This is a genomic window from Streptomyces sp. NPDC102279, from assembly GCF_044766365.1.
Taxonomy (GTDB): Bacteria; Actinomycetota; Actinomycetes; order Streptomycetales; family Streptomycetaceae; genus Streptomyces.
In genome coordinates, this window is sequence record NZ_JBIWLU010000017.1 from 108,976 (window position 1) to 129,319 (window position 20,344).

At 68.5% G+C, this 20,344-nt stretch carries 19 protein-coding genes; 12 read left to right on the forward strand and 7 right to left on the reverse strand.

Annotation, left to right across the window (positions count from 1 at the left end; translation table 11 throughout):
* Nucleotides 1-14 precede the first annotated feature (14 nt).
* Genes ACIRQH_RS35825 through ACIRQH_RS35835 form a run of 3 tightly spaced genes read left to right on the forward strand, consistent with a single transcriptional unit; the run spans nt 15 to nt 1,941 of the window.
* Nucleotides 15-677 carry a hypothetical protein gene (locus ACIRQH_RS35825; protein ID WP_358818360.1) on the forward strand — a complete coding sequence of 221 codons (663 nt, stop codon included), beginning with the start codon at nt 15-17 and terminating at the stop codon, nt 675-677.
* Nucleotides 674-1,285 (forward strand): hypothetical protein, encoded by a 612-nt coding sequence (locus tag ACIRQH_RS35830; protein ID WP_404229198.1) that lies wholly within the window; start codon nt 674-676, stop codon nt 1,283-1,285. Before ACIRQH_RS35825 ends, ACIRQH_RS35830 begins: the two co-directional genes overlap by 4 nt.
* Before the next feature lie 56 nt (nt 1,286-1,341).
* Nucleotides 1,342-1,941 (forward strand): hypothetical protein, encoded by a 600-nt coding sequence (locus tag ACIRQH_RS35835; protein ID WP_404229201.1) that lies wholly within the window; start codon nt 1,342-1,344, stop codon nt 1,939-1,941.
* Nucleotides 1,942-2,012: 71 nt separating this feature from the next.
* On the opposite strand, the gene ACIRQH_RS35840 is transcribed toward ACIRQH_RS35835, so the two are convergent.
* From ACIRQH_RS35840 to ACIRQH_RS35870, 7 genes are all read right to left on the reverse strand, one after another.
* Nucleotides 2,013-2,903: a hypothetical protein gene (locus ACIRQH_RS35840; protein ID WP_404229203.1), complete on the reverse strand. Its 891-nt coding sequence runs from the start codon at nt 2,901-2,903 to the stop codon at nt 2,013-2,015.
* A gap of 50 nt (nt 2,904-2,953) precedes the next feature.
* On the reverse strand, nt 2,954-3,586 hold the full coding sequence (locus ACIRQH_RS35845) for a hypothetical protein (RefSeq protein ID WP_404229205.1): 633 nt from the start codon (nt 3,584-3,586) through the stop codon (nt 2,954-2,956).
* A 53-nt stretch (nt 3,587-3,639) separates the two neighbouring features.
* Nucleotides 3,640-4,536, reverse strand: a complete 897-nt coding sequence (locus ACIRQH_RS35850) for a hypothetical protein (protein ID WP_404229207.1) — start codon at nt 4,534-4,536, stop codon at nt 3,640-3,642.
* Between the two features lie 12 nt (nt 4,537-4,548).
* Nucleotides 4,549-5,829 (reverse strand): enoyl-CoA hydratase/isomerase family protein, encoded by a 1,281-nt coding sequence (locus ACIRQH_RS35855; protein ID WP_404229209.1) that lies wholly within the window; start codon nt 5,827-5,829, stop codon nt 4,549-4,551.
* A 7-nt stretch (nt 5,830-5,836) separates the two neighbouring features.
* Nucleotides 5,837-6,139 carry a hypothetical protein gene (locus ACIRQH_RS35860; RefSeq protein ID WP_404229212.1) on the reverse strand — a complete coding sequence of 101 codons (303 nt, stop codon included), beginning with the start codon at nt 6,137-6,139 and terminating at the stop codon, nt 5,837-5,839.
* Nucleotides 6,140-6,508: 369 nt separating this feature from the next.
* A complete protein-coding gene (locus ACIRQH_RS35865; RefSeq protein ID WP_404229215.1) occupies nt 6,509-7,285 on the reverse strand; it encodes a hypothetical protein in 777 nt (258 codons plus the stop codon).
* A gap of 260 nt (nt 7,286-7,545) precedes the next feature.
* Nucleotides 7,546-8,202, reverse strand: a complete 657-nt coding sequence (locus ACIRQH_RS35870) for a hypothetical protein (RefSeq protein WP_358818369.1) — start codon at nt 8,200-8,202, stop codon at nt 7,546-7,548.
* Nucleotides 8,203-8,650: 448 nt separating this feature from the next.
* On the opposite strand from ACIRQH_RS35870, the gene ACIRQH_RS35875 reads away from it, so the two are divergent.
* From ACIRQH_RS35875 to ACIRQH_RS35915, 9 genes are all read left to right on the forward strand, one after another.
* The gene (locus tag ACIRQH_RS35875) at nt 8,651-9,298 is read left to right on the forward strand and encodes a hypothetical protein (protein ID WP_388933940.1); all 648 of its coding nucleotides are present in this window, start codon (nt 8,651-8,653) and stop codon (nt 9,296-9,298) included.
* 147 nt (nt 9,299-9,445) lie between these two features.
* Nucleotides 9,446-13,993, forward strand: a complete 4,548-nt coding sequence (locus ACIRQH_RS35880) for a DUF6531 domain-containing protein (RefSeq protein WP_404229218.1) — start codon at nt 9,446-9,448, stop codon at nt 13,991-13,993.
* A complete protein-coding gene (locus tag ACIRQH_RS35885; protein WP_388874728.1) occupies nt 13,994-14,596 on the forward strand; it encodes a hypothetical protein in 603 nt (200 codons plus the stop codon).
* Nucleotides 14,597-15,055: 459 nt separating this feature from the next.
* The gene (locus ACIRQH_RS35890) at nt 15,056-15,778 is read left to right on the forward strand and encodes a hypothetical protein (RefSeq protein WP_404229221.1); all 723 of its coding nucleotides are present in this window, start codon (nt 15,056-15,058) and stop codon (nt 15,776-15,778) included.
* Nucleotides 15,779-15,798: 20 nt separating this feature from the next.
* Nucleotides 15,799-16,668, forward strand: a complete 870-nt coding sequence (locus tag ACIRQH_RS35895; RefSeq protein ID WP_358818374.1) for a hypothetical protein — start codon at nt 15,799-15,801, stop codon at nt 16,666-16,668.
* Nucleotides 16,665-17,975, forward strand: coding sequence for an ATPase, T2SS/T4P/T4SS family (locus ACIRQH_RS35900; protein ID WP_358818375.1), 1,311 nt, complete (start codon nt 16,665-16,667; stop codon nt 17,973-17,975). The genes ACIRQH_RS35895 and ACIRQH_RS35900 overlap by 4 nt, the downstream gene beginning before the upstream one ends.
* Before the next feature lie 95 nt (nt 17,976-18,070).
* A complete protein-coding gene (locus tag ACIRQH_RS35905; RefSeq protein ID WP_388874845.1) occupies nt 18,071-19,000 on the forward strand; it encodes a type II secretion system F family protein in 930 nt (309 codons plus the stop codon).
* A complete protein-coding gene (locus ACIRQH_RS35910; RefSeq protein ID WP_358818376.1) occupies nt 18,997-19,920 on the forward strand; it encodes a type II secretion system F family protein in 924 nt (307 codons plus the stop codon). The genes ACIRQH_RS35905 and ACIRQH_RS35910 overlap by 4 nt, the downstream gene beginning before the upstream one ends.
* Before the next feature lie 90 nt (nt 19,921-20,010).
* Nucleotides 20,011-20,262: a hypothetical protein gene (locus ACIRQH_RS35915; protein WP_081218765.1), complete on the forward strand. Its 252-nt coding sequence runs from the start codon at nt 20,011-20,013 to the stop codon at nt 20,260-20,262.
* Nucleotides 20,263-20,344 lie beyond the last annotated feature (82 nt).

Sequence of the window (20,344 nt, forward strand, 5' to 3'; positions counted from 1 at the left end):
GTGAAAGGAACGACATGACCGCACAGGACGATCCCGCTCCCCTGGTCGAGGACTTCGAGTGCAGCTTCGAATTCCAACCCGGGTGGGTCGACCTGACGCTCCGCGAGGGGACCAGGGCCGAGGCGAAGGCACTGGCCACTCAGGTCGTGAACAGCCTGAACCCGCTCGGACTCGAGATCGAGAACAGTGCTGTCTTCGACGACATGGTCGAACGCGCCGTCGACCTCAACGAGGACGTTCCGACGCTCGCGGCGGCGTACTACACCGAGAAGGGCGAAGCCCTCGCCAACCTGATGGTCGACTCGTACGGAGACGAAGGGGTCGAGCGTCCGTCGCGCGAAGAGTTCCAGCCCGTCCTCCTGGAATGGGCGAACGGGGAGATCGCGGGCGAAGCGCAGGTCGAGTACCTGGACCTGCCCGCGGGTCCCGCTGTGCGGGTGCAGGCGATGCTCGAGGTGAAGCGGATGTTCGGCTTCGGCCGCAAGCTCACCGAGTTCATCAGGTACGCCGTTCTGCCGCCCGGGATGAAGAGCCTCATCGTGGTGACGGTCACCTGGGAGGCGGTCGCTCGTACGGAGGACATCACCGAGCTCGCCGACGAAGCCGTGCAGACGATGCGGATCGCTCCACTCGCCGCGGAAGACGGCGAACCGGTCGTCCCCGGAGACACCGCGTGAAGCGGGCCGCGGAGTTCACCTCCCCTCCGACGGACTACAACGTCGTCGTACCGGACGGCTGGTTCCAGCTCGTCCTCGACCCCGACGCCCGTGACCGCGGCATCGTCGCGCTGGCCGACCGTACGTTCCGCGGGGTGGACAACGCGCCCCATCTCCGGGATCAGTTCATGCGGGACCTCCAGCGCAAGGCGAAGGACGCCTACCAGGTCGGCGGCATCGAGTTGTACCTCTCCACACTCACGATCGGCCCCGTCCCGCTGGCTTCCTCGCTGCTCATCAGCCTCCCGGCCCCGGACGAGTGGCCGGAATGCTCGGACGCGGACGAACTGGCGGAGTATCTGGCCGGCGGGGACCTCGGAGCGGACGCCGAACTCGATGTGGTGGGACTGGAGATGGGGGGCACCACCGTGCGCCACCGTCACCGGGAAGCCCCTGATCCCCAAGCGCAGATGGGCAACACCCTTCCCACCACCAGCCTCACCTACTACGTGCAGGTCCCGGCGTCGAAGCGGTGGCTGCTGCTCAACTTCTCCACCCCCGTCGACCCACTGGCCGACCGCATGGTGGAGCTGTTCGACGCGGTGGCTGGGACGTTGCACTGGGCATGAGCATCCTGCGACGAGCACTTCGACTCGATCGCCAGCACCCTCCAGTGGATGGCCTGATGCCCGCGTACGCCGACTCCGTCGTCCACATGAAGGCGCCGGACGGCGCTGTGTCCCTGCCCGTGCGCGGTGCGGTCGATCTGGGCTCCTGGGCTCAGGAAGCCGCCCGCCTCCGGGCCGGCCACGATGCCGACGCCCGGTTGACCGAGGCGCTCGCGCTCGAACTGGGCGAGGCGGCGGCCGACGCCCGCACCCGCGCCCCGATCGTCGCGCTCTCGTACGTACCCGAGCCCCGGCTGGGGGAGTTGGCCCGCGTCGAACTCTCGGCCCTGGTCGCCGACGACACGTACCCCGCGGTGACGGTGGACCTCCTGCACCGCTATCTGGCCACACCGACAAGCAACTCGTTCCGCCCGCCCGAGGCCGAGCGACGCACCCTGCCCATCGGACCCGCCGTCCGCGTCCGGCACGCCTACGTCCAGGAACCCGACCGGGACGGAACGGGCACCATCCTGGAGACCTGCGCCTACGGCATCTGCCCGGACGAGAAGTGGGGCCTCGTCCTGCTCGCGTCCTGGCGCGCGCCGGCCCACACCGACGCGCTGTGCACGCTGACGGACGACCTCGCGGAATCGGTCACGGTGACGGCGGGCCGGTGAGCGCGGTCGAGGGGGAGACGGCCGGCTCGCCCCGCGTCGGGCGTTGACGAGGGAGACGTCGTCGGGATGTCTCAGAGATCGCCCGGCTCGAAATTCACGTGCTCGCCGTCAGGTCCCATGACCTTGACCCTGGGGTCGCTGCCGCCGCGTGGGTCGGGAAGGGGCCCGTACGCCACTTCGATCGTGAAGTTTCCGCTGGGGCGTCGTGTCACGACAGCGCGGCCGGAGGGACGTACGACGGAAAAGGCCGTGACGGTTTCCTGCTGCCCGGAGGTCAGCTCTTCGTACGGAACATGTTCTGACGCGTAGGAGAGGTGGCGCAGCACCTCCCAGTGGCGGTCGGTCTCCGGCGGGGCGAGTCTGCACCACGAGCCGTCGGTGAAGGTGATCACTGCTTCGAGGCCCACCTTGGAGAAGGTCCGGCGCTCGACGTTCGCGATGTTGTCCCGGTCCGTCTGCCAGAGAACTTCGTCCCGCGTGGTGTCGTCGTCGGGGAAGCCGACGACGAGCAGGCGGCGGTCTGTGACGACGATGTGGGTGCGGTAGTTCTCAGGACACCGGCTCGGATCGAGCTGCCACGGGAGGGTGCGGGCGAGCGTTCCCGGGTCCGCCCACATGACCGGGAAGTCGTCGACCTCGTTCTCCCGGTCGCGTGAGCGTCCGGCGCCCGTTGGGCCGCTGCCGACGCTCCCGGCCGCTGCCAGGACCTCCACCGCCGCCAGGACGACGAGAGCGGCGAGCCGGGCGCCGAACGCTCCGACCGCGCGGGCACGCCGTTCGGACCTGGAGAGGACGGTGAAGGCCGGCCCTTCGGGCCACCCGGCCAGGTCCTTCTGGATGTCGTCGCGGCGTGTGTCCCTGAACCAGCGCATACCGGAGACAGCCCTGTCCGAGCCGGTCGCGAAACGCCCCGGGGTCCGGGCCAGGGAAGTCTCGCCGGGGGAGGGGTGCCAGGTGGTCATCCGGGTCGTGTCTTCAGAGTGCGGTTGCGGCTCGGCTGGAGTGGCCGCCGTCATGATGCCGGGTCAGAGGCGTCGGTGGCGGGGTCGCCGAATGACACCGTCCGCAGGACGGCGATCAACAGATCGCAGAACTCGCCCCAGTACTCGGTGGACGCGGTGTCCAGGGTGAACACCGCCGTGTAGGGGCCTGTCGGGAACGGCACCTGCACCTGGATCTGCCCGGTGAGGAGCCGTTCCTCGGCACCACTGGCAGTGATCTCCGGTGAGAGTGTCACCTCCCGCATGGTTACGCACGAGACCGCCGGACCGCAGGGTAGGTCGAGCCATCGGGCGTCACGGCGTGGGTCGCCGCTGAACGCGGTGAGAATGCCGTGCGCCGCGATCTCGGGATCGCTCTGCTGCGTCTCCACCGCGGCCACCGTGAGGGCGCACTGGACCACACCCCCGTCCTCGGTGGAGAAAAGGCCCATGGCGGAGTACGAGATCCCGGTGTGCGCCAACTGCTCTGCGAGAGCTGCGTAATACGGGGCCGCAGGGTCCCACAATGCCTCGTCGCCGCGAGAGTAGAGCTCTCGCACGAACGACGCGGAGAGGGCGGCGCGGTCCTCCGGCGTCGCCGCCAGAGGCAGACTGAAGAACCCTTCGGGAGTGGTGAATGCGAGCGGCGGCACGTCGTCGAGCACGGACAGGACAGATATGGCAGGTGTGGACATAGAGGATCGAATTTCCCTTCCGGTCAGATGTCGCCCTTGTGGAATCGGGCGTTCTCCCCGTCCGGGTCCATCAACTTGAACGCTTCGCTGCTGACGCCGTAGGTGGGGTGAACACGGTCGTACAGCCTGTAGGTCACATAGACATTGCCGCTCGGGCGCCGGTAGATCTGCAGGCTCCCCCCCGGCTCCTTACCTTCGAGGAGCTTGCGTACGGCTCGTTGTTGGCCGGGAGTGAGGTCCGCTGGATCCATCAAGGGAAGAGGATCCTCCAAAGCGCGGGTGACGCTGTTGCGGCAGTCGCTGTTCTGCCCCGAGAGTCGACACCAGGATCCGTCATTGAACGTGAGGGTGAAGTCTCTGTCGTACCTGCCGAAGTCTTTACGGGTTGCCGCAGCGATGTTTGTCCGCTCGGTCTCCCAGAGGACCTGGTCGTAGGGATCCTCCTGGTTGTCCAGCAGTCCCAGGACGAGAGTGCGACGGTCCGTGACGACCATGTGCGTACGATCTGTTTCGGACCGTCTGCCTGGATCGAGCTGCCAGGGAAGAGCCCGGGCGAGGGTGCCTGGCGCCGCCCACATGACGGGGAAGTCCTCAACCTCGTTCTCCGGGTCTTCCGGGGTGCCGAGTTTCGCGACATTGCCCGTGCTGCCCGAGCCGGCTAGGGATTCGAGGACGCCGAGCGTCGCAACCAGAAGCAGACCCGCTCCGAACTTTGCCCCCTTGCGCAGCCGACGGTCGTTCTTGCCCCGGACGGTGAAGTGCGGCCCCTCCGGCCAGCCCGCCAGATCGCCTTGGATGTCCCGCCGTTCGGTGTCCCGGAACCAACGCATATCCGCCACGGGCGTTGCAGCTCCGGTGGCGAAGCTCACCGCGGACCGTGCGATCAGTGTCTCGTTTGGGTCAGGTTGCCAGATCGTCATCAGTGTCGAGCCTCAGTGTGCGGCGGCGGATTGGTGGAGACGGTCACCGGGGTCGGTGGACTCGCCACTGTGCAGCCCGATGCTGATTCCCTTGGGAAGTACCTTGCCAGCGACATCGATCCCTCTGCCAAGTTTGCTCAACGGATCGATTGTGAACCGTTCTCCCAGAAGGGCTGCCCCCTTGGTGCCGAGCCACTGCCCCTGGTGATAGCCGGCCTCTGCGAGACCTGCCAGCCGGTTCATCGTTCCGCTCTCACTGCTGAGAAGGGCGATTTTCTCGGCAGTGCCCCCGAGGACGACCTTCCTGCCCAACAAGCCGAGACCTCCCTTGACGGCACCCGCCATCTCGCCAGTAGCCATGAAATTGAACGAGGAAGAGATGGGAGAGACCGCGAAGCCCTTGCCGAATTCGGCAATGCGTTCCGCGGCCAACGTCTCACTGGCCACCTTCGCCCCCTTTCCGAACATCCCGATCCCGGGAAGGAGTCCGAGAGCGTCGGTTCCCATCGTCAGCCAGCTCACGTCCGCACCGCCCGCCATGGCCACTCCGTGCGCGAGCAGGGCAAGTCCGCTGGTCAGCAGGGCCGCGGCGCCGAAGATGGCTCCGAGAGGTTCGAAGGGCAGCGTGATGATGGCGAGGACGCCCAGGACGGTGGTGATGTCACTGAGAACGTCGCCGATCTCCTTGATCAGGTCGGCGTGGTCTGCGACCCAGTCCGCGGTTCCGTTCCAGGCATCCGCGATGCCGTCGCCCAGCTTGTCCCAGAACCCGGGCTCGTCCGGCGCTATGTCGGCGGCCTTGTCGAGGTCCTTGCCGATGAGTCCCGCGGCCTTCTTGTAGCGGTCTTCGAGGTCGTGGACCTTGGTGATGACGGCGTCGACCTGGCCCGAGGCCTTCCCGAGTTCGTCGCTGCCTTTGCCGTCACCCTTCTGGTCGGCCTTTTGCTGGGCATCGGCCTTGGCGTCGAGCTTGTCCCCGGCTTCCTTCTCCAGTCGGTCGGCTTCGACCTGGAAATCGCTCAGCTGTCCCGACCAGCGATGCAGGGCCCGTGCTGCCTTGTCGAAGGAGTCGTGGCTCTTCTTGATCAGCGGCGTCACATCGGTGGATATGTGCTCGCTGAAGGCGATGGCGGTCTTGCCCTTCCAGGCGCCCACTTCGATCTGTTGCAGCTCGCGCAGAGCCGTCCCCAACTCGCCTGCCAGTCCGCCGAGTTTCTTCGCCAGTTCTCGAGTCTGCTCGACGTCGCCGGGAGTTGGATCCCAGCCTATGTGGGGGAAAGAACGCTGTGCCATCGTCGCCTCAGTGCCCCTTCTTCTTCGGAGCCTTGAGGGACTCCGCGAGGTCCAGGTCCAGCTTCTCGAAGGACTTGCCGATCTTGTCGATCATCTTGACCGCGCCCTGCGTGTGCTTCCCGAGCTGCTTGATCCCGTAGCCCCAGTCACCCGCGAAATCGTGCACGTCGTCCACCAGCCCGCTGTCGCCGACGACCGAGCCGTCGGCGCCACGAAGGGTGCGGCGCGCCGAGTCCATCCGGTCGGTGACCGTGGAGAACGTCTTGCGTAGGTCCTCGAAGATCGTTCCTTCGAGCCGTAGGTCACTCACGATGTTTCGCCCCCGTTGCGTCCGTGAAGGGATCGCCGGGAGAGGTCCGCGCAGATCTGAGGCGGAGGTGTCAGGAGGACCCGACCCCTTCGGATGTGGCGATCACCGCAGCGATCCTACTTACTGGCGTCAACGGGGTGCCAGTGAGGGGCAGGGAGCGGTCTTCCCTGAGAGGTGCATGGGTCTGCATTTGCCTGGACTTGGTGGTGCGTCGATCGCTTCGTGATTTCGGATCGCGAAACGAAAGGCGCACCACGGTGGCGCTTCCCGTGGGGGATGAGCCGAGTGGATGGGCCATGAGGAGTTCTCGGGCCGGTGACTCTGGTTTCGCCTCGGCTGGTCGGCCCGGAGCCGAGGACTGTGCTCCTGTCAGCGGTTGACGGACTGGATCTCCTGGACGGTCACGTCCTGGGTCGTTCCGAAGGTGCCGTCGGGCAGGTCGCCACCCGCGCCACCGCTGCCGGTCCAGTCGATCTGCCAGGTGATGGTCGCGCGCATCTTGTACGCGGAGGCGCCCGAAGACCGCAGGTACTTGATCCCGCACGTCGGAGTCCTGTCCGCATCGCCCCGCGTGAACGCCTCACCGATCGAGCCGTCACCGTTGATCCGGCATTCGCCACCCGCGGGGTAGGTCTCGGCGTCGCTCGTGCCCGGTTCGAGTTTGAGGGACACCGGCTTTGCCGTCGTGGTGGCCTGGATGTCAAGGCCATTGACGTTGAGCGACGCCGTGACGGACACGTCCTTGAACGTCGCCTTGTCCAACCACGCCCACGTCGGCAGATTGACCTTTGTCGTGCCTTCGGGAGCCATGGTGACGCGCGTGTCGGGGACGCTGACGCGGTTGTATGCGAGCTGGGCGAGGATTTCGGGGGTGACCGCGTTCTCCACGGGTGGAGTGGCACCGTTGTCGACCCAGAACGGCTGCCTGTCGCATTGTTGTGCCTCAGGGGTCAGCCATCGATCCGGGTCCCGTGTCGCGACCCACCAGTTGCCCTCGTCGGCCTTTTCCTTGTTGTAGTCCTTGTACTCGCCGTCCTTGTAGTAGGAACGGAATTGGGCCACAGAGCTCTTCGCGTAGCTGGGCTGCCTGGGGTCGTCGGCGACGAGGCTGTACCCCTCCTCCGTGTTCTTCGCGAACTCGGCCACGGAGTAGGGCTCGTACCAGCAAGCCGGCGGCGTCCAGTTTCCGACAGGGGTGAGGCCTCCGGTCGACCGGCCACCGCTTTCCTTTGTGCCACCCCTGAACGTGATGCGCGATGCCAGAGAGTGCCCGTCGCGCGAGCCCTGCTGTTTCGTGTCGGCTCCCTCGTGGCCCGCGCCGACATCCACGTCGGCGTACGCGGCGGGCGCGAGGAGCGCTGAGACAGCTGCGAGGCAGGCGGTCATGACGGCCGAACGAGAGAGAGTCACGGCGTGCACGCGGAGTTGGCCCTCTCGGAGTTGAGAACGGCGGTCTGCCAAACGCCCTTGTCGCTCTTCTCCAGCCGAGTGACGTAGAGCAGGTAGGACTTGTCGGTCACCGGTGTCTTGTCGGCCTTGCCGGTCTTCAAGTCCTTGGCGAAGGCCTTTCCCTCGAACGAGCAGTAGGAGAGTGTCGCCTTGTCCTTCGCGTAGACATTCAGGCGGGGCCGGAAGTAGCGGGTGTCACCGGTCATGGACTTCTTGGCTTCCACGAATCCCTTGACCCACTGGGATGCCCCGACCAGGGCGTCGCCTTTGTAGTAGAAGCCGAGCACGGGTTCGTCCGCGTCGCCCTGGGTGATGGCGTAGTCCAGGGCGTCGATCCGGCGGGACGCGTCAGCCAGTACGGCGTCCTTCGCGGCGTCGCCCGTCTTCCAGTCGTCGAAGTCGTTGGTGAGGTCGCCGGGAAGCGTGACCTTGGGGTGCTGGGCCGAACCCTCTGGGCTCGCGGTCGGGGACGCCGACGTCGTGGAGGAGCCGGAACCCGCCCCCGCGATCTTGTCGTTCCCCTTCGGGCTGTCGTCCCCGCTGCCGCAGGCTGTCAGCAGGAGTGCCGTGGTCGCGGCGAACGCGGCAGCAACGGGCAAAGAGCGGCGCTTCACAGTGGACTCCCCGTGAGACATCAGTTCAGTCAAGTCAGTCAAGGGCAATGACGGTATCCGTGGGGCTGTCGGTTTCGCCAGGAGGTACTTCCCCGAGGATGGGGATGCTTATGGAGAAATTGCGGTGAATGGGACACCCTCCTCGCCCCGATCGGATCCCCGTACGTCAACTGCGGGATCCCTCCACAGATCCGCCACGTTCTCGACACGGGCGAATGGGCCGAGCCGGGCGCCCCTGCACCTCTGCGTGACCCCCGGCACCCTTCGCGCGCGTTAGCGCGAGCTACGTCACAGCCGCCCCTCCGGAAGGCCACCCGTCGCGCCTGCCGCCCCCGCCCGGTCCCTCACCTCGTACCCTGACCCAAGCCGCCGGCCCGAACAGAGTGGCGAACGGCAACCGATAGCGACGCACTACGAAGCGCGAACCACGACCCCGGGGGACACAGCCATGGCCCGCTACATGGAGACGCTCACCGTCGAGCGCGGCGGATTCCGGATCAAGGTGCCGGAGTCGTGGTGGGAGTTCGACGTGCGGCCGGAGTCGCGGGACGACTCGATCCGGCGGATGGTCGGCGAACGGATCGACGAGCGGCCCGAGTTGGCGCCTTACCGTGACACCTACACCGCCTTCCTGCGCAAGGCCGCCGGTGACGCCTGGAAGTCCGGTGCCCTGTACTGCGGCTGCATGGCCGAGTCCTTCGGCGGCGACACCCCGATCACCGGCTCGGTCACCGTGTCGATCGTCGGCGGGCGTTCGCAGACCGGAGAGCCCCTGTCCACCGACCCGCAGGTCATCGCGGGCCAACTCGCCGCGCGGGAGGCCAAGAAGGAGGGGGACGCCTGGCGCAAGGTGACGACGGTCGAGATACCCGGCGTCGGTCCCGCCGCGCGGACGTACGGCATCGAGGACATCGCGGTACCCGACGACGCCCTTCAGCGCACGATCCGGGCGGTCCTCATGCAGACGTTCATCCCCGTGCCCGGCCAGCAGGGCAAGGTCGCGCTCGTCGCCGGCAGCAGCCAGGTCCTCGACCTCGCGGACTCCTTCTTCGACATCTTCGACGCCATCACCTCGACCTTCCGCTTCGCGGCGTAGCGCCCCGGCCGCCACCCCCCCCCGGGCCCATGACCGGGTGCGCCCCCGCGTCCCTTCCTCGCCTCGCACGCATCCAGTAACTTCGCTCATGCGTACGGGTGTTGTCGTTGGTGCTGTTGTTGGTGTTGCTGTTTCGGGGGTTGCGGCATGGCGGGGAATCGGCCGGGTGACTGGCATGTGTTGGATCTGGAGAGGGATCCGACGCCGGGTGATCCGGATCGGGTGCGGCATCTGTCGGGGTCTTTGCATGACTTCGCTGATGATGTGGGGGATGCGCTTCGTCTGATCAAGGGGATGGCGGACGAGGACACGGTTCTGCAGTGGGCGGGGAAGTCGGCGAAGGCGTTTCAGGACGAGTTCGCCGGTGTGCCGAAGCAGTTGAAGAAGTTGAAGAAGTCGTACGAGATGGCGGGGGACGCCCTTGCCGCGTACTGGCCGAAGTTGGAGCGGGCGCAGGCGCTGGCGGACAAGGCTTTGGCGAAGGGGCGGGAGGCGCAGGCCGATCTGACGTCGGCGAAGTCGCGTCTGTCGTCGGCTGATTCGTGGGTGACGCGGGCCGGTAGGGAAGCGGACAAGTACAAGGACGATCCGACCGGCAGCAAGAGCGGTGCCGAGAAGCCGGACGAGGCGAAGGTGCGGGCCGCTACCCGGGATGCCCAGCACGCGAAGTCCGCGCACGACAGCGCTCAGTCGGATGTGACGACGGCGAGCAACGCGCTGGACGCGGCGAAGAAGATGGCCACGGATGCCCGGTCGATGCGGGAGGAGGCGGCGCGGGACGCGAAGTCGAAGATCGATGAGGCGTCGGATGCGGGGATCCACAACCGGAAGTGGTGGGAGGAGGTCGGGGACTGGTTCTCCGACAACTGGGACACCATCGTCGCGGTGTGCAAGGTCGTGGTCGCGGTTCTGGGCATCATCGCGATGATCGTCGGGGGGCCGATCCTCGGTGCGATCTTGCTGGTCGCCGCCCTGGTCGTCCTGGCGGACACCCTCTACAAGTACTCCAAGGGGCAGGCGTCCCTATGGGATGTGGCCTTCGCCGCGCTGGACTGCATACCCGGTGGCAAGGGGATCACGAGCTTCGGCAAGCTTGCCAAGGGGCTCAAGGGCTTCGGCAAGACCGGCCTCAAGGGCATGGCCATGAGCCTCCGGGGACTCGGCCCCCGGATGAAGAACCTCGGTCGCCAGATGAAGAAGCTCGTCACCCGTGGCGATCCGATCGACATGGCCACCGGGCAGATGGTGATGTCGGCGGCCGACGTCTCCCTGGACGGCATGCTGCCCATGCTGTTCGAGCGTCATCACCGGACCGGGGTCCACAGCGGCCGCCTGCTCGGACGCGGCTGGACGTCGACGCTCGACCAGCGTCTGCTGCTCGACGCGACGGGCGCCCGGTTCGTCGTCGACGACGGCATGGTTCTCACGTATCCCGTGCCGGAACCCGACGTGCCCGTTCTGCCGGTGGAAGGCCCGTACTGGCCGTTGCGCTGGGACGGTGGGGACCTGGCCGTGTACCGACCCGAGACGGGGCACACGCTCCATTTCCGGGCACTGCCCGACCGGTCGCCATCCGAACTGGCCCTCGCCCGGATCGCCGACCGCAACGGCAACGCCATCGAGGTCTCGTACGCCGTCGACGGCACACCGGCCGAGATCATCCACCACGGCGGCTACCGCATCGGCGTGACGTGCGAGGGTGGGCGCATTGTCGAGCTGGCATTGAACAGCCATCCCGAGCGGCCCCCGCTGGTCCGGTACGCCTACGACGAGCGGGGCGACCTGGCGGAGGTCCGGAACTCCTCCGGTCTTCCGCTGTCCTTCAGCTACGACGATCAGCACCGGGTGACCGGCTGGGAGGACCGCAACGGGGTCCGGTACCGCTTCGTGTACGACGAGGCCGGCCGCTGCGTGGCCGGACGCGGAGTGGACGGTGTCCTCGACTACACGTTCAGGTACGACGACGCGGCGCGCAGCACCACGGTCGTCGACTCGCTCGGTCACGTCACCACGTACGAGTTCAACGACGCCTACCAGCTGATCGCCGAGACCGGACCATTGGGCGGTACGACCGTCCAGGAGTGGAACCACCGCGACCAACTGACGGCGCGTACCGACCCCTTGGGCCGCACGCTGAGGCTGGACTGGGACAGCGCCGGCAACCTCACTTCCGTGACCCTGCCGGACGGGTCCACGTCGTCGACCGTGTTCAACGATCTCAACCTCCCCGTGCGCACGACCGGTTACGACGGGACGGTCACGCGGCAGGAGTGGGACGAGCGGGGCAACTGTGTCTCGGTGACGGACCCCTCGGGTGCCGTCGCCACCTTCACGCACGACGTGACCGGCGCCCTCGCCACGCTCACCGATCCGCTGGGTGCGGTCCAGAGGTACGTCAACAACGCGGCGGGCCAGCCCCTTTCGGCGGTCGATCCGCTCGGGGCGGAGACGCGGGTCGCGTACGACGGCTTCGGTCGGCACAGGGCGCTCACCGACCCGCTGGGCGCGACCACCTCCTTCGGCTGGACCGTCGAGGGGCACGAGGCCTGGCGTACCGATCCGGACGGGAGTACCGAGTCGTGGACGTACGACGGCGAAGGCAACTGCCTCACGCACACCGACGTCCTCGGCCGGGTGACCCGGTACACCTACGGTGCCTTCGACCTGATGAAGACACGGACCACCGCCGACGGCGTTCGCCACACGTTCACCCACGACACCGAACTGCGGCTCACCCGGATCGCCGATCCACGCGGGCTGACCTGGGAGTACGTCTACGACGCCGTCGGCAACCTCGCGGCGGAGACCGACTTCGACGACCGGACCCTCCACTACACGTACGACGGCGCCGGTCAACTTCTCGGTATCAGGAACCCGTTGGGGCAGGAGACGGCCTACGCCTACGACCTCGTCGGCAACACGACCGGGAAGACGGTCGACGGGAGGACGACCGTCTTCGCGCACGACGTGAACGGCCGCCTCCTTCGAGCCACCGGCCCCGACGCCACCCTGGCCTTCGCGTACGACGCGACCGGCCGTCTCACCGGGCAGGAGGCCGACGGCCGCACGCTGACAACGGCCTACGACGGACTCGGCCGTCCCGTCCGGCGGACCACACCCACCGGTGCCACCGCGTCGTACGCCTACGACGCCGCGGGCAACCGCACCCTGCTCAGCACCGGTGGCCGCCGCCTCGCCTCCGCGTACGACCCCCTCGGCCGGGAGGTGGCCCGCCACGTCGGCGCCGAGGACGGAATCCACCTCACCCAGACGTGGGACACCGACGACCGGCTCACCGGCCGCACGCTGACCGCGGGAAGCAGATCCCTGAAGCGGGAAGCCTTCTCCTACCGGGCCGACGGCAGCGTCGCCTCGCTGGACGACTCCGTGCGGGGCCGGCGCACCTTCGACGTGGACGGCGCGCGACGGGTGACCGGCGTGCGCGCCGCGGACTGGACCGAGTCCTACGCCTACGACGAGGTCGGCAACCAGACACGGGCCGAGTGGCCGGACGCGCTGCCGGCCCCCGGCGCGCGCGGTGAGCGCGCCTATGCCGGCAACCGCGTCACACGCGCCGGCTCCGTCCACTACGAGTACGACGCCGCGGGCCGGGTCGTCCTGCGGCGCAGGGTCCGGCTGTCCCGCAAACCCGACGTCTGGCGCTACACCTGGGACGCCGAGGACTGCCTGACCTCGGTGATCACCCCCGACGGAACGGTCTGGCGCTACCTCTACGACCCGATGGGCCGCCGGGTTGCGAAGCGGCGCCTGGGCCGGGACGGCGTGACCGTCATGGAGGAGACGGTCTTCACGTGGGACGGCCCCCACCTCGTCGAGCAGACCACCCGGACCGCCGGCGGTACGGAAGAGGTCACCCTCACCTGGGACCGGGACGGTGTCCGCCCGCTCGCTCAGACGGAACGCCGCGCCGCGGCGGGCGGCCGGCAGCAGCGCTTCGACGAACGCTTCCACGCCATCGTCACCGACCTGGTGGGCACGCCGACCGAGCTCGTCTCGGAGGACGGCGCGGTCGACTGGACGGCATCCGCGACGCTCTGGGGCCTCACCACCTGCGGCGAGGGCGCCGGGACCGGGACACCACTCCGCTTCCCCGGCCAGTACTACGACCCCGAGACCGAACTCCACTACAACTACTTCCGGCACTACGACCCGGCCACCGCGACCTATCTCAGCCCGGACCCGCTGGGTATGGACGCCGGACCCAACCCGCGCGGCTACGTTCTCGACCCGCTCCTGTGGATCGACTACCTCGGCCTGCTGACCTGTCGGCAGAACGCCAGGCGGCTGCGCAGGAACATGCGGCGCGAGGGGCGTCCGGTGAGCCGCGGACAGGCGGCCGCCCACCTCGTCCCGTCCGGAGGCACCGCGGGGCACTGGGTGCCGGGAGCCAGAAGCCGTGCCTTGCTGGACAGGTATGGCGTCGACATCAACGATGCCGCGAACGGCATCCCGCTGGGACATCCGAGCCCGCACAACTTCACCCACCGCGAACCCTTCCTGCAGCGCGTGAACCAGCGACTGGACCAAGTGGTGCAGGACAGGACGGCGCGCGGCTTCGGCGTGCGGGCCATCCGGACGGAACTCCGGCGAGAGCTGCGCACCATTGGGCGGCAGGTCGAGGGAGAGCTCTCGACCGGCGTACCTTCACCGACGGCAGTCTGGACGGCACCGTAAATGACCGACATCAGCTCGAACGCGCGCTCCGTGTACCGCCTGCTGCCGCGCATGGGCGAATTCAGGACGCTGCTCCTGGGCAGTTCGCTGAGGAAGCTCATCCGCTGGCAGATCACCGGGGCCGATTCCGATCTGCCGACCTCGTTCGACGGCACGTGGGACGGCGATCCCGGCTGGCGCAGGGGCGAGTTCCCGAGCGGGTATCCGGGGGCTCCGGTCCTGAGCGGGCGCGTCGCCGGCCTGCTGGCCGACGATCTCGCGGAAGCGGGCCGCTTCGTTCCGGTCACGACGGACGGCGCCGATTCCGCCGGGCCCGACGACTACGTCCTCTATCTCGTGGAGAGGATCGTCGACTGCCTGGACACCCGCAGGTCGTCCCGGCCGAAGAAGACCACCGGCGAGATCACGAAGGCGGTCTTCCGCCCGGAGGCGCTCCCCTCCCACCTCGCGGCGTTCCGCGTGCCCGAGTACCGGGGCGGCATCTACTGGAACGGCTGGGCCGCCCACCGTCTCACCGAACTCCTCGGCGAGGACGTCGAATCCCGCCTCGTCTGGTCGGAGGACCCGTCGCTGCCGGTCCATCCCCATCCGTGGGGGTTCTGACGTCGTGGACGGTTTGCGCCCCGGTGGGGTCACTGCTGTCCGTCGCCTTGTCCCCGGGGGTGGCGGGTCGCTCGTGTGGCTGAAACCCTCACCCCTCCCACCTCAGCCGTGAGCACCTCGTGCAGGCCTCGTGCACAGTCCGTGACGAGGGGGTCGAGAGGAGGGGCGTCGGGGATTCGCTGGCGCACAGGTCGGAGGGGCGGTGATCGCCGGGGCCAACAGGGAACCGTGGGGCTGTGGTTGCGCGTCGGTAACGTCGAGTCGGCTGTGCTTCGGGCGTCTTGACGCGTCTTGAGGGGCTTATGCGCGGCTGATACGGTGCCATGGCCTGACACTCGCTCCAGCGTTGGCTATCAGGCCAGGTCGGGCGGTACGTCCCGTAAAGGGACACGGGGGCGAAGTGTCCATTTTGGCACGTGAATTGACAGACATTTTCTTGGGTGTACGGGGAGCGGTTGCGTGAAGATCCAAGAGCGTACGGGGGCGGGCAACAACCGTTCCGCCTCGTCGGCTCACCCGGTGATGGGCGACCGTCTTCCCACGCCGCCTCGCGAGCGCAAACCCGCGCTGGCCGCACTCGCCGTCCTCCTCATCCTTGTCGGTGCTCTCGGCGCCACCATGCTGGTGCTGCGGGCCGGCGACCGCGTCGAGGTCGTGAAGGTGACCGGCGACATCCAGGCCGGTGACTCCGTGGGGAACCACGTGGAGTCGGTGATGGTCGCGGACGACGCCGGCATCAACTACGTCAAGTGGAAGCAGCTCGCCGCGCTCAAGAAGCTCAAGGCGAAGTCCACCATCTACACCGGGACCCTCGTCATCGGTGAGATGTTCTCCAACGGCGCGACCGTTCCCGACGGCAAGGCCTCCGTGGGGGTCTCCCTCAAGGAGGGCCAGTACCCGGCGGACATGAAGACCGGTGACACCGTCGCCGTCTACCGGGTCGGTGACGACACCTCCAGCAGCCGGGGTTCGTCCGCCTCCTCCGGTTCGAGCTCGTCCGGCGTGGACGACAGTCCGATCGTCGAGAAGGCCAAGGTCCTCTCCGTGAAGACCAGTTCGGACGCGACGATAAGCAGTACCAACCTGCCGGTCACCCTCATCGTGGACATCGGGGACGCCGCGGCTGTCGCCCAGGCCTCGTCGGCCGGCAAGGTCGCCCTCGTCCTCGTTCCCGGCAACTAGAGGCGAGTGAGTAGACAGTCATGGCGCTCATCGCCCTCGCCGCAGACAAGGGCTCTCCCGGAGTCACCACCGCCGCGGTGGCACTCTCCGCGGTCTGGCCCCGCCGCGTCCTGCTCGCCGAGACCGACCCGGCCGGCGGTGACCTCGTGTACCGCAGCGCGGCGGCCCACGGCGGCCCGCTGAACCCCAACACCGGCATGCTGTCGATAGCGGCCACCGCGCGCCGCGGCCTCGTGCCCGATCAACTCTGGGACCACGTACAGCCGTTGAGCGGCGGGCTCGAAGTCCTCGTCGGCCTCGGCATGGCCGAGCAGGCGGCCGGACTCGCCGGGCTCTGGCCCACCCTCGGCCGCGCCTTCGCCCACCTCGCCGACTCCCCGAACGCGCCCGCCGACGTCATCGCCGACTGCGGCCGGATCAGCGGAGACACCCCGGCAGTCGAACTCTTCCCGCACGCCGCCCTGGTGCTGCTGCTGTCCCGCACCGAGCCCGAGGCCATCGCGCGCGTCCGCGACCGCGCAGCGGCCCTCTCCGCCAAGCTGCACGGTGGCCCGCGCGGCGCCGCCGGTATGGCCACGCCGTTCATCGGCGTCGTCCTCATCGCCGATCCGGGCGACTCCGCCAAGCTCGTCCACCAGGTCAACGACATGCTCGTGGCGGCGCAGACCGGTGCGCGCGTCGTCGGGACGCTCGCCGACGACCCGGCCGGAGCCGAGCAGTTGGCCGGACGCCGGCGCGGACGCCTCGACAAGTCGCTGCTCATCCGCTCGGCCCGCAAGGTCACCGCGGACCTCTACCAGCAGTACGGCGCCGCCTGGTCCGTACCGGCCGACGGACCTCACGGATCGGCCGGGCCGCACGGGCAGCCCGCCGCCGGAGCCGGGCGATGACCGCGGTCGACCACCAGCTCGTCAAGCGGTTCCGGCAGGACGCCGGTGACCGCATCGCCGAGCAGCGGCGCGAGGACCAGGTCCGCGGCGTCACCCCGATGTCCAACGAGGACGAGCGTCACTACGCGCGCGCCGTCATCGCCCAGATACTCGAGGACCACGCCCGCACCGAGATCAACCTCGGCCGCACCCCGCTCGACGCCGAGACCGAGGAGCAGTACGCGGCAGCCGTGCACGCCGCGCTGTTCGGCGTCGGGCGTCTGCAGCCGCTGCTCGACGACACGGACGTCGAGAACATCGACATCAACGGGTACGACCAGGTCTTCATCGGATACGCCGACGGCCGGGAGAGCACGGGCGACCCCGTCGCGGAGAACGACGAGGAACTGATCGAGCTGATCCAGATCCTCGGCGCCTACTCGGGCCTGTCGTCCCGCCCCTTCGACTCCGCCAACCCCCAGCTCGACCTGCGCCTCCCGGACGGCTCCCGGCTCTCCGCCGTCATGGACGTCACCCGCCGGCCCGCCCTGTCGATCCGTCGCGCCCGTATGGGCAAGGTCTTCATGTCCGACCTGGTGGGCAACGGCACGCTGGCCCCCGAGGTCGCGCACTTCCTCGCCTGCGCCGTCCGCGCCCGCAAGAACATCATGATCGCGGGCGCGACCAACGCGGGCAAGACGACGCTGCTGCGCGCCCTCGCCAACGAGATCCCGCCGTACGAGCGCCTCGTCACCGTCGAACGCGCCCTGGAACTCGGCCTCGACACCTTCGCCGACCTGCACCCGAACGTCGTGGCCTTCGAAGAGCGGCTGCCCAACTCGGAGGGCCAAGGCGCCATCACCATGGCCGAGTTGGTGCGCCGCTCGCTCCGCATGAACCCCTCCCGCGTCATCGTCGGTGAGGTCCTCGGCGACGAGATCGTGACGATGCTGAACGCGATGTCGCAGGGCAACGACGGCTCGCTGTCCACGATCCACGCGAACAGCTCCAGTGAGGTCTTCAACCGCATCTCCACGTACGCGCTCCAGGCGACCGAACGCCTGCCCATCGAGGCGAGTCAGATGCTCATCGCCGGCGCGGTGAACTTCGTCGTCTTCATCCAGCGCCGCAACGAGTACGAGTCCGGCGGCCGGCTCCAGCGCATGGTGACCTCCGTGCGCGAGGTCAACGGCGTCGACGGACGGGTGCTGTCCAGCGAGGTGTTCGCCGAGGCCCCGGACGGCCGGATCGTCCCGCACGCGCCCATCGCCTGCCTCGACGACCTCATCGCGCAGGGCTACCGCCTGCCCGGCAGCGGGAATTGGTGACGACGATGACCCTCACGACACCCATCACCACCACCATCACGACGACCGGGAGCACGGACATGACGTCGCTCGCGTCGCTCGACTCGCTCGGCTCCATGGGCGGCCTGTTCTCCACGACGATGCTGTACGCGCTCGGCTGCGGAGTGGCCGTCGGCGGCGGACTCGCACTGTTCGCCGTCGCCGTCCGCGGACTTCCGGCCAAGCCGGAGCACGAGAAGCAGAAGGCGGCCGAACGGGCCAACGAACTGTTCCGGTTCGCCGGTCGGCGCGGATCGATCGCGGCGATCGCCGGACTCGTCGTCCTGCTCCTCACCCGCTGGGCCGTCGCCGGAATCGCCGCCGGCATCCTCGTCTTCTTCTGGGACAAGCTCTTCGGCGGCGCCTCGGAGGAACGGTCCGCGATGCGCCGCGTGGAGGCGCTCGCCTCCTGGACCGAGTCGCTGCGCGACACCATCGCGGGCGCGGTCGGCCTGGAACAGGCCATCCCCGCCTCGGCACGCGCCTCCGCCCCCGTCCTGCGCCCGCACCTCGACGCCCTGGTCGACCGGCTGCGTTCGCGCACCCCGCTGCCCGAGGCGCTCCAGCAGCTCGCCGACGAGATCGACGACGCGTCCGCGGACATCATCGTCGCCGCGCTCATCCTCAACGCGAAGCTGCGCGGCCCGGGACTGCGGCAGGTGCTCGGCGCGCTCGCCAAGTCCGCGCGTGAGGAGGTCGACATGCGTCAGCGCGTGATGGCCCAGCGCGCCTCGACGCGGCGCTCCGTGCAGATCGTCGTCGCGGTGTCCATCGCCTTCGTCCTCGGACTGTCGATCTTCAACCGTGACTTCGTCGAGCCGTACGGCACCGCGGTGGGCCAGCTCGTACTCGCCTGCGTCTGCGGCCTGTTCGCCCTCGGCTTCTGGTGGCTGCGCAAGCTGTCCACCATCGAGACGCCCGAGCGGTTCCTGGTACGAGACGAAGCGTCCGTGCAGTTCGTACGCCCCCGTACGCCGGTTCCTGGGGATGAGGCGGTACGCCGATGAACCTGACCATGCCGATCGTGATCGGTGCCGTGCTCGGGCTGGGCGTCTACGCCCTGGTCCGTGCCCTCATGCCGTCGCGGCGCAGCGCTGTCGCCCAGGTCGCGCGCATCGACGCGATGCGGGCCCGCGGGGCCGCGTACGAGTCCGCGCACCACGGGCAACAGGACACCGGACGGCTCTCCGGGCTGCGCGCCCAAGTGGGCACGCGTGTCGCCGACTTCTACCTCCAGCAGGGCTGGGAGCAGCGCTCGCTGCGCGCCGACCTGGCCGTCCTGGACCGGAGCTGGGAGAGGTTCCTCGCGACGAAGGTCCTGCTGGCCGCGGCCGGTGTGTTCTTCGGGCCGCTGCTGTTCGCGGTCGTGTGGACGCTGGGCTTCGGCAGGAGCCCGATCATCCCGGTCTGGCTGGCGCTGCTCTTCGCACTCGTCTTCTTCTTCCTGCCGGACCTGGAGGTACGGCGGGACGCGGTGGACAGGCGGCGCGACCTGCGGCGCGTCATCGGCGCGTACCTGGACCTCGTGTCGATGAGCCTGGCCGGCGGCCGGGGTCTGCCCGAGGCGCTGATGGCCGCCGCCGAGATCTCCGACGGCTGGGCCACGCAGCGCATCCGCAACGCGCTCGCCGACGCCCGGATCACCGGCATCAGCCAGTGGCAGGCGCTCGGTTCGCTCGGTGAGGAGCTCGGCGTCGAGGAGCTGAAGGACCTGTCCGCCTCGCTGGCCCTGGTCGCGGACGACGGCGCCAAGGTGCGCGAGTCGCTCGCCTCGCGCGCCGAGACGATGCGGCACCGCGAACTCTCCGAGATCGAGGGCAGCGCGGGCGAGAAGTCCCAGTCGATGCTCGTGGCCCAACTCCTGCTGTGTGCGGGCTTCCTGGTCTTCCTGATCTTCCCGGCGGCGATGCGCGTGTTCCAGGTCTGAACGGCGAACGTCCGAACGTCCGCGGTACCGCAGAGCGTCCCACCACGTCGCAAGCCGACCACCGATACAACTCCGAGAGGACAACTCACCATGAATGGACGGAACTTCAACACCGGCATCCCGGGGGTGGACTTCCTGATCACCTTCCTCCAGGGCCGGGTGCAGCGTGCCCGCTCCGGCGAACTCGACCGGGGTGCGTCCGCGGTCGAGTGGGTCATCATCTCCGCCGTCGTCGTGGCGATCGTCGGCGTGGTCGCCGCGATCATCAACGCCGCGCTGAGCGACGGTGCCAACAAGGTCGGCGACTGCATCAAGGGTGCCGACGCGGGCAAGACCTGCTGAACGCGACGTAGACGGGGATTCGAGTGCGAGCACGTCAAGGGGTACGTCGTTGGGTGCGCCGCAGGGTGGAGGCAACCTCCGC

What these genes read in the sequence shown, in the direction of transcription:
- ACIRQH_RS35880 (WP_404229218.1), top strand. Translation starts at nt 9,446, where the DNA reads ATGGCGGGGAATCGGCCGGGTGACTGGCATGTGTTGGATCTGGAGAGG.
- ACIRQH_RS35850 (WP_404229207.1), bottom strand. Translation starts at nt 4,536, where the DNA reads ATGACGATCTGGCAACCTGACCCAAACGAGACACTGATCGCACGGTCC.
- ACIRQH_RS35905 (WP_388874845.1), top strand. Translation starts at nt 18,071, where the DNA reads ATGGGCGGCCTGTTCTCCACGACGATGCTGTACGCGCTCGGCTGCGGA.
- ACIRQH_RS35835 (WP_404229201.1), top strand. Translation starts at nt 1,342, where the DNA reads ATGCCCGCGTACGCCGACTCCGTCGTCCACATGAAGGCGCCGGACGGC.
- ACIRQH_RS35900 (WP_358818375.1), top strand. Translation starts at nt 16,665, where the DNA reads ATGACCGCGGTCGACCACCAGCTCGTCAAGCGGTTCCGGCAGGACGCC.
- ACIRQH_RS35855 (WP_404229209.1), bottom strand. Translation starts at nt 5,829, where the DNA reads ATGGCACAGCGTTCTTTCCCCCACATAGGCTGGGATCCAACTCCCGGC.
- ACIRQH_RS35840 (WP_404229203.1), bottom strand. Translation starts at nt 2,903, where the DNA reads ATGACCACCTGGCACCCCTCCCCCGGCGAGACTTCCCTGGCCCGGACC.
- ACIRQH_RS35910 (WP_358818376.1), top strand. Translation starts at nt 18,997, where the DNA reads ATGAACCTGACCATGCCGATCGTGATCGGTGCCGTGCTCGGGCTGGGC.
- ACIRQH_RS35825 (WP_358818360.1), top strand. Translation starts at nt 15, where the DNA reads ATGACCGCACAGGACGATCCCGCTCCCCTGGTCGAGGACTTCGAGTGC.
- ACIRQH_RS35875 (WP_388933940.1), top strand. Translation starts at nt 8,651, where the DNA reads ATGGCCCGCTACATGGAGACGCTCACCGTCGAGCGCGGCGGATTCCGG.
- ACIRQH_RS35915 (WP_081218765.1), top strand. Translation starts at nt 20,011, where the DNA reads ATGAATGGACGGAACTTCAACACCGGCATCCCGGGGGTGGACTTCCTG.
- ACIRQH_RS35885 (WP_388874728.1), top strand. Translation starts at nt 13,994, where the DNA reads ATGACCGACATCAGCTCGAACGCGCGCTCCGTGTACCGCCTGCTGCCG.
- ACIRQH_RS35895 (WP_358818374.1), top strand. Translation starts at nt 15,799, where the DNA reads ATGGCGCTCATCGCCCTCGCCGCAGACAAGGGCTCTCCCGGAGTCACC.